This window comes from Pseudomonas sputi (genome assembly GCF_021603585.1).
GTDB classification, from domain to species: domain Bacteria; phylum Pseudomonadota; class Gammaproteobacteria; order Pseudomonadales; family Pseudomonadaceae; genus Aquipseudomonas; species Aquipseudomonas sputi.
Genome location: NZ_BQHI01000005.1, coordinates 251,852 through 266,610, shown reverse-complemented (window position 1 = coordinate 266,610; position 14,759 = coordinate 251,852). Strand labels below are relative to the sequence as shown.

The window sequence follows — 14,759 nt, the reverse complement described above, 5'->3', positions numbered from 1 at the left end:
CGAGCCTGTGGATTAAGTGCGCGAACGGTGCCCCAAGCCCGGCGTTACGTCAATGAGACCACTTGTTTCAGCAATCAGGTTTGTCAGCGGTGAAGCGACGCGCCGGGTTCACCGCCGCGCCGAACTCGCGCAGGGCCTTGGCACCGATCAGTAACGGGTAGTTGAAGTTGCTGCGGTCGGTCAGGTTGACCTCCACGGTACGTTTGACGTCGCCCAGGCACAGCTCCAGATCGACCACCGGGCGCTTGGCCACTTCGGTGCTTTCACCCTCGTCTTCTTCATCCGAGCGACTCTTGATCTTGCTGATCCGCGCGACCTTGTGCTCGTACACCTTGTTGCTGGCGTCCTTGGTGGCCAGGCGGAAACGCACCCAGTCTTCGCCGTCGCGCTTGAACGTCTCGATGTCCTTGGCCGACAGCGAGGCGGTCAGTGCGCCAGTGTCCATCTTGGCCTTGAGCACTTCACCGCCGATTTCCGGCAGCGCGATGTATTCGTAACGACCGTACAGGGTCGGTTCGGCGGCGAGCACCGGCAGGGCGACGAGGGAAAGCAGTGCAAGGAGGGATTTCACGTAAGGGCTTCCTTGGGAAATGGGGGCGTCAGACGCGAGATTTTAGACCGTTGTTCGCATGAACGTTCCCGGCAGGTTATCGCACCACAGGTAAAACATTCGTCACCGGCGGATTTGGCCTGTTGGCCGAAGCCACTTATCATGGCGCGCCCATCCGTTCTCCAAGAGTTGCTTATGCGCCGCCTGCTCACCGGCTGTCTCGTCACCCTGCTGCTGTTGTCCAACACCCTCGTGCTCTTCGGCCCACTGATGGTGTTCGCCCTGCTCAAGCTGATCCTGCCGGGGCGCTTTCGCGATTACGCCTCGTGGGCGGTGATGTGGATCGCCGAAACCTGGGCGGAAATCGACAAGCTGATCTTTCGCCTGTGCATCCCCACGCAATGGGACATTCGCGGCGGCGAAAACCTGCGCAGCGACACTTCCTACCTGGTGATCAGCAACCATCAGTCCTGGGTCGATATCCCGGCGCTGATCCAGACCCTCAACCGGCGCACGCCGTTCTTCAAGTTTTTCCTCAAGAAAGAGCTGATCTGGGTACCGTTTCTTGGCCTGGCCTGGTGGGCGCTGGATTACCCGTTCATGAAGCGCTACACCAAGGCGTTCCTGGCGAAGAACCCCGAGCTGGCCGGCAAGGATCTGGAAATCACCAAGGCCGCCTGCGAGCTGTTCAAGCGTCAGCCGGTGACGGTGGTGAATTATCTGGAAGGCACCCGTTACACCGCTGCCAAAAGCACTCAGCAGCAGTCACCGTTCAGCCACCTGCTCAAGCCCAAGGCGGGCGGCGTGGCGTTCGTACTGGCGGCGATGGGTGAACAGCTGGACGCGATTCTCGATGTGACCGTGGTTTATCCACAGCAGAAGATTCCGGGATTCTGGGACCTGATCAGCGGCAACGTGCCACGCGTGATCGTCGACATCCAGACCCGCGAGCTGGATCCGGCCCTGTGGCAGGGTGATTACGAAAACGATCCGGCGTTTCGCGAGAAGGTCCAGAACTGGGTCAACCAGCTCTGGACCCTCAAGGATCAGCGCATCGCCGAACTCAAGGGCGAGCGCCGCTGAGTCAACCGTTGGTGCCGGTGCCCCAGATGCTGCCCAGGCTTTGCAGCAACGAACCACCGACACCCTGCTGACCGAGGTATTGCAGGAGGATCGGGGCAAACTGGCCGACCATCCCGCTATCCATGCCCAACGCACCGAAGGCGTTGTTCAGGTCATTGGTGTCCTTGACGTTGCCCAGCGCATTTTCCAGCCCGGCGGACTTGCCCGATGAGCCGAGCAAGCCGCTCAACGCCGCCAGACTGCCAGCGCCACCCGACAACTGGTCGATACCCGGCACTTCCTTGGCCAGTTCGGAATAATCGGTGCTGCTCAATTGATTCTTCGCCAGGCCCAACATGGCACTGGTGCCACCCACCGCTTGTTGAGGCGTCAAGTCCAGCGCGCTCAGTGCACTCAACAAGCCTGCGGTTTCCGAGGTCGGCGCTGCGGTTGCAGCCTTGTCCCCGCCCTGCATGCCCGATACCACGCCGGCTACATCATTCAAACTGAAACCGGCAAACACCGGCCCTGCCGCCAGGGTCAGGAGCGATGCCAGGGCAAAACCGCGTGAAATCTTCATTCAGACATCCTCTTGTGGCGTGAAGACCGCCTGGATACAGGCGATCAAACTGCCGGTTTGACCGGGTAGGCGACAGCATGTTCCGTCTGAGGCCAGCCGTTTCACTCCAGAGGGATCCGCCAAGCACTGTTCGATAGCTCGTCGCCTTCTCAATACTCAGGAACCTATTACAAACAGATCTAAAAAACTGTCATTTATGACAGTAGGAAAGGCGAGAAGGAAAACCGAGGATATGACCTCCCATCCTGTAACGGAGTACAAGCAATGAAGTTGAAAATGATGTCGGGGGCCTTGATTTGTCTGGCGATGATGAGCAGCGCCTATGCAGTTAACTGTCCGACGCTCTCGGTAACCGGTTCGAGTAGCGCCGAAGACCTTACCTTTACCTCTGCACGCATCAAGGACGGAAGCAGCGACAGTTCACTTGTCATTTGCCGTTACGAAGGCAAAGACGACGTTGGTGCCTCATCTGGCCTCAGACTCGAAACTCCGGTCAAGGGCACGGGAAGCAATTGGAAAGGTGACGATTGTGCGGTTACTGACGGTGATGCCAGCAAATGCGCATTCAAATAGTCAGGACTGATTTAAAAAAAAAGAGCAACCGACGGGTTGCTCTTTTTTGTGGCTGAAACTTACGCCGCACTGAACAACTTGTGCGGATCAATCACAAACTTCTTCGGCACACCCGCATCGAACTCGCCATACCCCTCCGGAGCCTGATCGAGGCTGATGACCTGTACGCCCACCACTTCAGCGATGTTGATGCGGTCCCACATGATCGCCTGCATCAGTTGGCGGTTGTACTTCATCACTGGAGTCTGACCGGTGTGGAAGCTGTGGGATTTGGCCCAGCCCAGGCCGAAGCGAATGCTCAGGCTGCCCATTTTCGCGGCAGCGTCCACGGCACCCGGATCTTCGGTCACGTACAGGCCCGGAATACCGATCTTGCCGGCGACGCGCACCACGCCCATCAGCGAGTTGAGCACGGTGGCCGGGGCTTCGGATTTGACGCCGTCGTGACCATGACCACGGGCTTCGAAGCCCACGCAGTCCACCGCGCAATCCACTTCAGGCTCGCCCAGCAGCGCGGCGATCTGTTCGTGCAGCGGGGTGTCTTTCGACAGGTCGACGATTTCAAAACCCTGAGCCTTGGCGTGAGCCAGGCGGATGGTGTTGACGTCGCCGACGATCACCACCGCAGCGCCGAGCAAACGGGCGGAGGCGGCAGCGGCCAGACCGACCGGGCCGGCGCCGGCAATGTAGACGGTGCTGCCCGGCCCGACGCCAGCGGTGACGGCACCGTGGTAACCGGTCGGCAGAATGTCGGAGAGGCAGGTCAGGTCACGGATTTTCTCCATGGCCTTGTCGCGATCCGGCAGTTTCAGCAGGTTGAAGTCGGCGTACGGCACCAGCACGTATTCGGCCTGGCCGCCGGTCCAGTCGCCCATGTCGACGTAACCGTAGGCACCGCCAGCGCGGGCCGGGTTGACGGTCAGGCAGACGCCGGTGTGTTGCTCCTTGCAGGAACGGCAGCGCCCGCAAGCCACGTTGAACGGCACGGACACCAGATCGCCGATTTTCAGGCTTTCGACGTCGCTGCCCTTCTCGATCACCTCACCGGTGATCTCGTGCCCCAGCACCAGACCAACCTGGGCGGTGGTACGGCCGCGCACCATGTGCTGGTCGGAGCCGCAAATGTTGGTTGAAACCACACGCAGGATGACACCGTGCTCGATCTTCCTGCCGCGCGGATCCTGCATTTTCGGATAGTCGATTTTCTGTACTTCGACCTTGCCAGCGCCGAGATACACCACACCACGATTGCCAGACATGCTTTCACCTCGCTGTTGTTTTTATGGAACCGCGCCGCCCAGGCAGGCCGCGCGTTAAGTGCTCGGGTTATTGCTTGTTGGTTTTGCGTTGCTTGTGACTCAAAGAACGACGGTGCGATTGGCGTTCAGAAACACCCTCCGCTCAATGTGATACCCCACGGCCCGGGCCAGGGTCAGGCCTTCGATGTCGCGACCCTTGGCGATCAGGTCTTCGGGGTAATGACTGTGATCCACCGCCTCGACGCCCTGGGCGATGATCGGCCCCTCGTCGAGGTCGTTGTTGATGTAGTGCGCGGTGGCGCCCACCAGTTTCACGCCCTTGTTGTAGGCCTGGTGATACGGCTTGGCGCCCTTGAAACCCGGCAGCAGCGAGTGATGAATGTTGATCGCCTTGCCATCGAGCTTGCGGCACAGCTCCGGCGACAGCACCTGCATGTAGCGGGCGAGGATCACCAGTTCGGCACCGGCCTCCTCGATCACCTGCCACACCTGCCGCTCCTGGGCCGGTTTGTCGTTGGGGTCGAGAGGGAAATGGTAGTAGGGAATCTGGTGCCAGTCGGCCAGCGGCTTGAGGTCCGGGTGGTTCGACACCACCGCCGCCACGTCCATCGACAACTGGCCGATGCGCTGGCGGTAGAGCAAGTCGTTGAGGCAGTGATCGGCCTTGGAGACCATGATCACCACTTTTGGCCGGTAGTTCGGCGCCGTCAGCTCGAAAATCATGCCGAACGCCTGACCGCGTTCGGCGAGGCCGGCGCGGAAGGATTGCTCGTCGAAGCCGTCGGGCTGACGGAACTCCACACGAATGAAGAACCGGCCCGAGAGTCGGTCATCGAACGAGTGGTGCTCGGTGACGTAGCAGCCCTGCTCGAACAGAAAACGCGTCACCGCGTCCACGGTGCCGAGAACGCTGGGGCAGTCGGCGGTCAGAATCCATGTATCCGGGGCGCGGCTCATCGTTTTCTCCTGGGTCAGGCCTCTGATCGTTCCCACGCTCTGCGCGGGAACGCCGCCATGGACGCTCTGCGTCCGCTCTTGGGACGCGGAGCGTCCCGGGATGCGTTCCCACGCAAAGCGTGGGAACGATCATTTACGCCTGAACGCTAAGCCCGTACTCAGCCGAAGCATCCTGCAACCACAGCCACCAGTAATCCGAGAAGCTGCGACGAATCAGCAGCTCCCAGGTGTCTTCGGCGGTGTGGCGGATCATCAACTGCGACTTGGCGAACACCGTGCCCACAGCCTTGCCGACCGGGAAGTTGTTCGGGTGCACGTCGTAGCTGGTGGATTTCATCAGCACCTGACGCACGTTCGGGCCGCTCAGTTCGAGCAACTGCTGGCCACCGCTGACGTTGACGATCGCGATGTGCAAATCGCCCAGCGCTTCGCGCAGTTTCTGCTCGGCAGCGAACTCTTCGCCGCTCGGCACGATCAGCAGCCACTCGTCCGGGCCCATCCATTGCAGGCTGGATTCACCTTTGACGATCACGCTCAGGGCACCCGGCAATTCGATGCCCAGCGCCTTGTGCACACCGGCAGCGAACGCGGCATCGTGGCCGTCGCCACGAATGGTCAGATGGCCGAGGAGTTTCTTCTCGCGCACGGTCACGCCGGCGGTCTTGCGGCCCTTGCCGACCAGGCTGGCGAGGTCGGCGTGATGCAGCGACGACTCGGCCTTGGCCCCGGTGGTCGGGCGTTGTTGGTAAACGTTGGCTGCGGTCATAAAACACCTATTCTTTTGTTTGATCGTTCCCACGCTCTGCGTGGGAATGCCGCCATGGACGCTCTGCGTCCGCTCTTGGGACGCGGAGCGTCCCGGGATGCATTCCCACGCAGACGGTTCGACGCCTCGACGTGGGAACGATCAGTGTCAAATGTTCTGGCGATCGCCTTTCGGATCGAAGAACACCGAAGAAACGATTTCCGCCTCGATCACGCTGCCGTCCGCCAGCGGTGCGAACACCCGCTCGCCCATGCGCTTGAGACCGCCCTTCACCACGCCCATGGCAAACGAATAGCCGAGGGAGTTGTGCGCGTAGCTGGAGGTCACGTGGCCGACCATGGTCATCGGGATCGACTGCTTGGTGTTGAACACCAGCTGTGCACCTTCCGGCAGCCAGACGTTCGGATCGATCGGCTTGAGGCCCACCAGCTGTTTACGCTGGTCACGCACGCAGTCTTCACGGTTCATGCCGCGCTGGCCGATCCACGAGAACGGTTTGGTGCGACCGACGCACCAGCCCATGTTCAGGTCGTCCGGGGTCATCGAGCCGTCCGTGTCCTGGCCGACGATGATGAAGCCCTTCTCGGCCCGCAGCACGTGCATGGTTTCGGTGCCGTACGGCGTCAGGTTGTACTGCTTGCCCGCCTCGACGATTTTTTCCAGCACGCCCATCGCGTAATCGGCCTGGACGTTGACTTCGTACGACAGCTCACCGGTAAACGAAATGCGGAACACCCGCGCCGGCACACCACCGACCAGACCTTCTTTCCAGGTCATGAACGGGAACGCTTCGTTGGCCAGATCGATGTCGGTCACGGCGCTGAGCAGCTTGCGGCTGTTCGGGCCGGACAGCGTCATGGTCGCCCAGTGGTCGGTGACAGAGGTGAAGTACACCTTCAGGTCCGGCCATTCGGTCTGGTGGTACAGCTCCAGCCACTGCAGCACGCGAGCCGCGCCGCCGGTGGTGGTGGTCATGACGAAGTGGTTGTCGGCCAGACACGCCGTCACCCCGTCGTCGAAGACCATGCCGTCTTCCTTGCACATCAGGCCGTAACGGGCCTTGCCCACATCGAGCTTGGTCCAGGCGTTGGTGTACACGCGGTTGAGGAACTCGCGGGCGTCCGGGCCCTGGATGTCGATCTTGCCCAGGGTCGAAGCGTCCAGCAGACCGACGCTGTCGCGCACAGCCTTGCATTCGCGTTTGACCGCCGCATGCATGTCTTCGCCGTTTTTCGGGAAGTACCACGGACGTTTCCATTGGCCGACGTCTTCGAACTCGGCGCCGTTTTTCAGGTGCCATTGATGCAGTGCGGTGTAACGCACCGGTTCGAAGATGTGTCCGCAGTGACGGCCGGCTACCGCGCCAAACGTCACCGGCGTGTAGTTCGGGCGGAACATCGTGGTGCCCATCTGCGGGATGGTCACGTTCAGCGAACGGGCGGCAATCGCCAGGCCGTTGACGTTGCCGAGCTTGCCCTGATCGGTGCCGAAGCCCAGCGCGGTGTAGCGCTTGACGTGCTCGACCGACTCGAAACCTTCGCGGGTCGCCAGTTCGATGGCGGCGGCGGTCACGTCGTTCTGCAAGTCGACGAATTGCTTCGGCGCCCGGGAAGTGCCTTTTTCGTGCGGCACCTGGAACAGCGCCAGGGTTGGTTCTTCCACACGGCTCAGGGCTTTCGGCAACACGGCTTCAACGGTCTGGAAACCGGCTTCGGATGCAGCGCGCACGCCGCCTTCGAAACCGTCAGCCAGGGAATCGCCGAGGCCGTACACGCCGTTGATGCCACCGACGCACACACGTTTCTGCGGTGCTTCGCCCGGTACAAAACCGAGGATGTCTTCGCGCCAGATCGGCTTGCCGCCCAGGTGCGACGCCAGGTGAACCACCGGGCTGTAACCGCCGGAGCTGGCGATCAGGTCGCAGTCGAGCCATTCGCCCGGGCTGGTGACCTTGTGGCCTTTGACATCGATGGCCGCCACGCGGGCAGCGGTCACGTGCTTGCTGCCACGGGCCTCGATCACGGCGCTGCCGGTGAGGATGCGAATGCCTTTGGCGCGGGCTTCTTCCACCAGTGCGCCGCGCGGATTGCTGCGGGCGTCGGCGATGGCGACCACTTGCAGGCTGGCGTCGAGCCAGTCCAGCGCCACGCGGTAGGCGTGATCGTTGTTGGTCGACAGCACCAGCTTCTTGCCCGGAGCCACGCCATAACGGCGCACATAAGTCGACACAGCGCCGGCGAGCATGTTGCCCGGCACGTCGTTGTTGCCGTAGACCAGCGGACGCTCGTGTGCGCCGGTCGCCAGCACCACACGCTTGGCGCGGACGCGGTGGATGCGCTGACGCACCTGGCCGATCGGCGCGCGGTCACCGAGGTGATCGGTGAGGCGTTCGTGAATGGTCAGGAAGTTGTGGTCGTGGTAGCCGTTGACCGTGGCGCGCGGCAACAGCAGCACGTCCGGGGTGTTCTTCAGTTCAGCGATGACGCCGGCCACCCATTCCATCGCCGGTTTGCCGTCGAGGCTTTCGCGGGAGTCGAGCAGGCTGCCGCCGAACTCTTCCTGTTCATCGGCGATGATCACCCGCGCACCGCTGCGCGCAGCCGCCAGGGCAGCGGCCAGACCGGCCGGGCCGGCGCCGACGATCAGCACGTCGCAATGCTGGTTCATGTAGTCGTAGGTGTCCGGATCGACCTCGGTCGGCGAACGGCCTAAACCTGCGGCCTTACGAATGTACTTCTCGTAAGTCATCCAGAACGATTGCGGGTACATGAAGGTTTTGTAGTAGAAACCCGGCGGCATCAGCTTGCCGCCGACCTTGCCGAGAATCCCCATCATGTCGTTGTTGACGCTTGGCCAGCCATTGGTGCTGGTGGCAACCAGCCCTTGGTACAACGCCTGTTGCGTGGCGCGCACGTTAGGAATCTGGGTCGCTTCGGTCGCACCGATCTGCAGCACCGCGTTCGGCTCTTCGGCACCGGCGGCGAAGATGCCGCGCGGACGCGAATACTTGAAGCTGCGGCCAATGATGTCGACGCCGTTGGCCAGCAGGGCTGCGGCCAGCGAGTCGCCTTCAAAACCTTTGTAGGTCTGGCCGTTGAAGGTGAAGCTCAGCACTTTGTTGCGGTCGATCCGTCCACCGTTGGACAGGCGATTGGTCTGGCTCATACCTTCTCTCCCAGCGCCGTCGTGGCTGTTTTCGCAGTGTCAGCCTTGTCGGTGAATTGCGGCTTGGTGCCGATCTTGTAGGTTTCGAGAATCTCGTAGGTCACGGTGTCGCGGGTGACGTTGAAGTACTGGCGGCAACCGGCGACGTGATCCCACAACTCGTGGTGCAGACCGCGAGGGTTGTCGCGGAAGAACATGTAGTCGCCCCACTCCTCGTCGGTGCAGCTGTTCGGATCCAGCGGACGCGGAATGTGCGCCTGGCCGGATGCGTGGAATTCCTCTTCGGAGCGCAGTTCGCCGCAGTGAGGACAGAAGATATGCAACATGGGGATTTCTCCTGTTAGTGGGCGACAGCCGCAGCGCCGTGTTCGTCGATCAACGCACCGTTGTGGAAACGGTCGATGGAGAAAGGTGCGGCCAGCGGGTGCATTTCACCCTTGGCCAGGCTTGCGGCAAACACGTTGCCCGAGCCAGGTGTCGCCTTGAAGCCACCGGTGCCCCAACCGCAGTTGAAGAACATGTTCGGTACCGGGGTTTTCGAAATGATCGGGCAGGCATCCGGCGTGGTGTCGACGATGCCGCCCCACTGACGGTTCATGCGTACCCGCGACAGCACCGGGAACATCTCGACGATGGCCTGGATGGTGTGCTCGATCACCGGGTACGAACCGCGCTGGCCGTAACCGTTGTAGCCGTCGATACCGGCGCCGATCACCAGGTCGCCCTTGTCGGACTGGCTGATGTAACCGTGCACGGCGTTGGACATGATCACGCTGTCGATGATCGGCTTGATCGGCTCGGACACCAGCGCCTGCAGCGGGTGGGATTCGATCGGCAGACGGAAACCGGCGAGCTTGGCCATGTGCCCGGAGTTACCGGCGGTGACCACGCCGACGCGCTTGGCGCCGATGAAGCCCTTGTTGGTTTCAACACCGATGCACACGCCGTTTTCCTTGCGGAAACCGATCACTTCGGTCTGCTGGATCAAGTCCACGCCCAAGGCGTCGGCGGCACGGGCAAAGCCCCAGGCCACGGCATCGTGACGGGCCACGCCGCCGCGACGTTGGACAGTTGCGCCCATCACCGGGTAGCGGGTGTTTTTCGAGCAATCGAGGTACGGGATCTCGTCCGCCACCTGCTTGGCGTTGAGCAGTTCGCCGTCGACGCCGTTGAGGCGGTTGGCGCTGACCCGACGCTCGGAATCACGGATGTCCTGCAGGGTGTGGCACAGGTTGTAGACGCCGCGCTGGGAGAACATCACGTTGTAGTTCAGGTCTTGCGAAAGGCCTTCCCACAGTTTCATCGCGTGTTCGTACAGGTGCGCCGACTCGTCCCACAGGTAGTTGGAGCGGACGATGGTGGTGTTGCGCGCGGTGTTGCCGCCGCCCAGCCAGCCCTTCTCGACCACGGCCACGTTGGTGATGCCGTGTTCTTTGGCCAGGTAGTAGGCAGTCGCCAGACCGTGCCCGCCGCCGCCGACGATGACCACGTCGTAGACCTTTTTCGGGGTCGGCGTGCGCCACATGCGCTGCCAGTTTTCGTGGTGGCTGAGGGAGTGTTTGAAGAGGCCGAAGCCCGAATAGCGTTGCATAGTCATGTACTCCAGAACGCTCAGCGATAAACCGGGAAGTCAGCGCACAGGGCCGAAACCTGCTGGGCAACGTTGGCCTCGACATCGGCATCGCCGAGGTTGTCGAGGATGTCGCAGATCCAGCCGGCCAGCGTCACGCACTGGGTCACCTTGAAGCCGCGAGTGGTCACCGCCGGGGTGCCGATACGCAGGCCGGAGGTGACGAACGGCGACTGCGGGTCGTTCGGTACGGCGTTCTTGTTGACGGTGATGTGCGCACGACCGAGGGCGGCGTCGGCGTCTTTGCCGGTGAGACCCTGACGGATCAGGCTGACCAGGAACAGGTGATTGTCGGTGCCGCCGGACACTACATCGTAGCCACGTTTGATAAATACGCTCGCCATCGCCTGGGCGTTGTCGATCACTTGTTGCTGATAGGCCTTGAAGCCAGGCTCCAGCGCTTCCTTGAAGCACACGGCCTTGCCGGCGATGACGTGCATCAGCGGGCCGCCCTGGGCGCCGGGGAATACGGCGGCGTTGAGCTTCTTCTCGATCTCTTCGTTGGCCTTGGCCAGGATCAGGCCGCCACGCGGACCGCGCAGGGTCTTGTGGGTGGTGGTGGTGACCACGTCGGCGTACGGCAGCGGATTCGGGTACAGACCGGCCGCCACCAGACCGGCGACGTGGGCCATGTCGACGAACAGCAGCGCACCGACCTTGTCGGCGATCTGACGGAAGCGCGGGAAGTCGAGGGTTTTCGAGTAGGCCGAGAAACCGGCGACGATCATTTTCGGTTTGCACTCGACAGCCAGACGCTCGACTTCGTCGTAATCGATCAGGCCGGTGTTGGTGTCGATGCCGTACTGCACGGCGTTGTACAGCTTGCCCGAGGACGAGACCTTGGCGCCGTGGGTCAGGTGACCACCGTGGGCCAGGCTCATGCCGAGAATGGTGTCGCCCGCTTGCAGCAGGGCCAGGTACACGGCGCTGTTGGCCGAGGAACCGGAGTGCGGCTGGACGTTGGCGTAATCGGCGCCGAACAGTTGCTTGGCGCGCTCGATGGCCAGCGCTTCGACCTTGTCGACGTGCTCGCAGCCACCGTAGTAGCGCTTGCCCGGATAGCCTTCGGCGTATTTGTTGGTCAGGCCGCTGCCTTGCGCTTGCATCACGCGTTTGCTGGTGTAGTTCTCCGACGCGATCAGCTCGATGTGATCTTCCTGACGTTGCTCCTCGGCATTCATCGCCGCCAGCAGTGCATCGTCGTAACCCTGGATCTGGTCTTGCTTGCTGAACATCGCGTCTCTCCCAGCGGCATCTGTGCGCCATTCGTCTCGGTAAGGCACGGCGTTTAGGCAGTGCCCTTTGATGCGATGGTATGACCGGCGCCGGGAGGTCAAATGCCTACGGACGCCACGCAAAGGTGCGTTTACGACATGGCGACGGCGACGGACTCAAACAAGCAGCTGGCGCAAGGCCAGAAGAACCATGAAATGCGCGGGATAGAGCCCATACGCCCAGCGCCGCATGGGTGGCGCGTGCAGGTAAGTGGCGTGTCGCAACAGGCACATTCCGAGCAGTGGTGCGATCAGGCAGGTCGCAATGCCGAGGATGGCGACGGCATTCCCGAACTGCGCAGATTCAAAGAGCACCGGCCATTGATTCGCCGCCAGACACACCAGCCCCGGCAACAGGCTGAAATACCAGGACTTGCGAAACACCAGCAACATCGCCAGCGGCAGCAGGACACCGAACAGACCGAACATCAGTCGCTCCGGGAACAACGCCGCTATCAGTAAGGCGCTGACGCCCAGCAGTCGCGAAATCGCCGTTCGATCCTGCCAGCCCCGCGCCGCCAGCAGGCCCAGCGCCAGGGTGGGCATCACGTTCAGGGTGTCGGGCTCGGGAATGTACAAACGGTAGGGAATTTCGCTAAGCAGGCTGAACAGCAGCAACCAGCCCAGATAGCGCCATTCGGTCTTGCGCGCGCCGTCCCGCGCCAGATTCGCCGCCATCGCCAGACAGAACCACGGAAACGCCAGCCGCCCCGGCACATACAGCCAATCGGCGCTGATCCCGACATATCGCAGGTGATCGAGCAGCATGCTCAGCAATGCCAGCCACTTGAGCAGATCGAGTGCGCCGTCGCGCTGGCTCAGGTGCATAATCGGCTCGCATCCTTGTAAAGTTCTGACAGCGACATCCCGTGTGCTCCCCGGATGATCTTCGGTAAAGTGCGCACCCTCATTGACCAACGGAGCGCCACAAGCGCACCGACCACGGAAGCGGCCATGACCGACAAGAGCCAACAATTCGCCAGCGACAACTATTCCGGTATCTGCCCCGAAGCCTGGGCTGCCATGGAACAGGCCAACCATGGCCACCAGCGCGCCTATGGCGACGATGAATGGACAGCCCGCGCCTCGGATGATTTCCGCAAGCTGTTCGAGACCGACTGCGAAGTGTTCTTCGCCTTCAACGGCACCGCCGCCAACTCGTTGGCGCTGTCGTCGCTGTGCCAGAGTTACCACAGCGTGATCTGCTCGGAAACCGCCCACGTCGAAACCGACGAATGCGGCGCCCCGGAATTTTTCTCCAACGGTTCGAAACTGCTGATCGCCGGCACTGAAAACGGCAAGATCACCCCGGCCTCGATCCGCGAAGTCGCGCTCAAGCGCCAGGACATCCACTACCCGAAACCGCGCGTGGTAACCCTGACCCAGGCCACCGAAGTCGGCAGCGTCTACACCCCGGAAGAAGTTCGCGCCATCAGCGACACCTGCAAGGAACTGGGCCTGAACCTGCACATGGACGGCGCGCGCTTCTCCAACGCCTGCGCGTTCCTCGGCTGCTCGCCGGCAGACCTGACCTGGAAGGCCGGCGTCGACGTGCTGTGCTTCGGCGGCACCAAGAACGGCATGGCGGTGGGTGAAGCGATCCTGTTCTTCAATCACAAACTGGCCGAAGACTTCGACTACCGCTGCAAACAGGCCGGGCAACTGGCCTCGAAGATGCGTTTCCTGTCGGCCCCATGGGTCGGCATCCTGGAAAACGACGCCTGGCTCAAATACGCCCGCCACGCCAACCACTGCGCGCAACTGCTGGCCGAACTGGTCAGCGACATTCCGGGCGTGGAACTGATGTTTCCGGTCCAGGCCAACGGCGTGTTCCTGCAACTCTCGGAACCGGCGATTGCCGCCCTGACCGCCAGGAACTGGCGCTTCTACACCTTCATCGGCAAGGGCGGCGCCCGCTTCATGTGCTCGTGGGACACCGAAGAAGAACGCGTACGCGAACTGGCCCGCGACATCCGCGAAGTCATGTCGGCCTGATTCCCTCCCCGCTGCTCGTTCCCAGGCCCCGCGTGGGAACGATCAGGGACGGACCGTTTCAGCTCCATCGTCTACATTGTTTGTCGAGCCATTGCTCACATAACAATAAGCAGGAGCATCCACATGTCGCTGAAAGGCAAACCCCTGTTCATCACCGGTGCCAGTCGTGGCATCGGGCGCGAGATTGCGCTGCGGGCAGCAAAGGACGGGGCCAATATCGTGATCGCGGCCAAGAGCGCCGAGCCGCACGCCAAGTTGCCCGGCACCATCCACAGCGTCGCCGCGGAAGTCGAAGCGGCGGGCGGCAAGGCACTGGCGCTGCAACTGGATGTGCGTGATGAGGAGGCGGTGCGACAGGCGCTGGCCCAGGCCAATCAACATTTCGGCGGGATCGATGCGCTGGTGAACAACGCCGGGGCGATCAAACTGACCGGTGTGCAGCACATCGAACTCAAGCGTTTCGACCTGATGCACCAGATCAATACCCGCGCGGTGTTGCTGTGCAGCCAGGCAGCCCTGCCCTACCTGAAGAAATCCTCCGGGCACATTCTCAACCTGTCACCGCCGCTGAACCTCGCCAGCAAATGGTTCGCCCAATACAGCCCCTACACCGTGACCAAGTACGGCATGAGCATGCTGACGGTGGGCATGAGCGAGGAATTCGCCAACTATGGGATCAGTGTGAATTCGCTGTGGCCGCAGACCATGATCGCCACGGCGGCCATCGAATTTCAGCTGGGCAATCGGGAGTCGTTCAAGCATGCGCGGACGCCGAAGATCATGGCGGATGCGGCGCATGTGATTCTGAGCAGCAGTGGGCGGCAAATCAACGGACGCTTGTTGATCGATGAGCAGGTCTTGCGCGAGAGCGGCGTCAGCGAATTCGATCACTATCGATACGAGCCGGACAGCCAGAACAAACTGATGCCCGATCTGTTTATTGACTGA

At 61.8% G+C, this 14,759-nt stretch carries 14 protein-coding genes; 4 read left to right on the top strand and 10 right to left on the bottom strand.

Going from position 1 to position 14,759, the window contains the following annotated elements; genetic code table 11:
• Window positions 1-67: 67 nt before the first annotated feature.
• The gene (gene rloA2, locus L6D81_RS09955; protein WP_007959815.1) at window positions 68-571 is read right to left on the bottom strand and encodes a retropepsin-like aspartic peptidase RloA2; all 504 of its coding nucleotides are present in this window, start codon (window positions 569-571) and stop codon (window positions 68-70) included.
• A gap of 174 nt (window positions 572-745) precedes the next feature.
• On the opposite strand from rloA2, the gene L6D81_RS09950 reads away from it, so the two are divergent.
• A complete protein-coding gene (locus tag L6D81_RS09950; RefSeq protein ID WP_236178912.1) occupies window positions 746-1,633 on the top strand; it encodes an acyltransferase in 888 nt (295 codons plus the stop codon).
• Window position 1,634: 1 nt separating this feature from the next.
• Here the strand turns inward: L6D81_RS09950 and L6D81_RS09945 are convergent, their stop codons facing one another.
• Entirely contained in the window at window positions 1,635-2,192 is a 558-nt protein-coding gene (locus L6D81_RS09945) for a DUF2780 domain-containing protein (RefSeq protein WP_039768021.1), read from the bottom strand.
• 264 nt (window positions 2,193-2,456) lie between these two features.
• Between L6D81_RS09945 and L6D81_RS09940 the strand changes: the two genes are divergently transcribed.
• Complete coding sequence (locus L6D81_RS09940; RefSeq protein ID WP_236178911.1) at window positions 2,457-2,765, top strand: hypothetical protein; 309 nt, start codon at window positions 2,457-2,459, stop codon at window positions 2,763-2,765.
• A 59-nt stretch (window positions 2,766-2,824) separates the two neighbouring features.
• On the opposite strand, the gene fdhA is transcribed toward L6D81_RS09940, so the two are convergent.
• From fdhA to L6D81_RS09900, 8 genes are all read right to left on the bottom strand, one after another.
• Complete coding sequence (fdhA, locus tag L6D81_RS09935) at window positions 2,825-4,024, bottom strand: formaldehyde dehydrogenase, glutathione-independent (protein WP_011336270.1); 1,200 nt, start codon at window positions 4,022-4,024, stop codon at window positions 2,825-2,827.
• A gap of 99 nt (window positions 4,025-4,123) precedes the next feature.
• Window positions 4,124-4,981 carry a formyltetrahydrofolate deformylase gene (gene purU, locus L6D81_RS09930; protein WP_007959808.1) on the bottom strand — a complete coding sequence of 286 codons (858 nt, stop codon included), beginning with the start codon at window positions 4,979-4,981 and terminating at the stop codon, window positions 4,124-4,126.
• Between the two features lie 133 nt (window positions 4,982-5,114).
• Window positions 5,115-5,747 (bottom strand): sarcosine oxidase subunit gamma, encoded by a 633-nt coding sequence (locus L6D81_RS09925; RefSeq protein WP_236178910.1) that lies wholly within the window; start codon window positions 5,745-5,747, stop codon window positions 5,115-5,117.
• Between the two features lie 147 nt (window positions 5,748-5,894).
• The gene (locus tag L6D81_RS09920; protein ID WP_236178909.1) at window positions 5,895-8,912 is read right to left on the bottom strand and encodes a sarcosine oxidase subunit alpha; all 3,018 of its coding nucleotides are present in this window, start codon (window positions 8,910-8,912) and stop codon (window positions 5,895-5,897) included.
• Window positions 8,909-9,238, bottom strand: coding sequence for a sarcosine oxidase subunit delta (locus tag L6D81_RS09915; RefSeq protein WP_011336273.1), 330 nt, complete (start codon window positions 9,236-9,238; stop codon window positions 8,909-8,911). Before L6D81_RS09915 ends, L6D81_RS09920 begins: the two co-directional genes overlap by 4 nt.
• Window positions 9,239-9,252: 14 nt before the next feature.
• Window positions 9,253-10,503: a sarcosine oxidase subunit beta gene (locus L6D81_RS09910; protein WP_003206307.1), complete on the bottom strand. Its 1,251-nt coding sequence runs from the start codon at window positions 10,501-10,503 to the stop codon at window positions 9,253-9,255.
• Window positions 10,504-10,523: 20 nt separating this feature from the next.
• A complete protein-coding gene (gene glyA / locus L6D81_RS09905) occupies window positions 10,524-11,777 on the bottom strand; it encodes a serine hydroxymethyltransferase (RefSeq protein WP_236178908.1) in 1,254 nt (417 codons plus the stop codon).
• Between the two features lie 156 nt (window positions 11,778-11,933).
• Window positions 11,934-12,644 (bottom strand): TraX family protein, encoded by a 711-nt coding sequence (locus L6D81_RS09900; protein WP_236178907.1) that lies wholly within the window; start codon window positions 12,642-12,644, stop codon window positions 11,934-11,936.
• 126 nt (window positions 12,645-12,770) lie between these two features.
• Here L6D81_RS09900 and L6D81_RS09895 point away from each other — a divergent pair, with 126 nt between their 5' ends.
• Complete coding sequence (locus tag L6D81_RS09895; protein WP_039768015.1) at window positions 12,771-13,811, top strand: threonine aldolase family protein; 1,041 nt, start codon at window positions 12,771-12,773, stop codon at window positions 13,809-13,811.
• A 123-nt stretch (window positions 13,812-13,934) separates the two neighbouring features.
• Window positions 13,935-14,759, top strand: a complete 825-nt coding sequence (locus L6D81_RS09890) for an SDR family oxidoreductase (protein ID WP_236178906.1) — start codon at window positions 13,935-13,937, stop codon at window positions 14,757-14,759.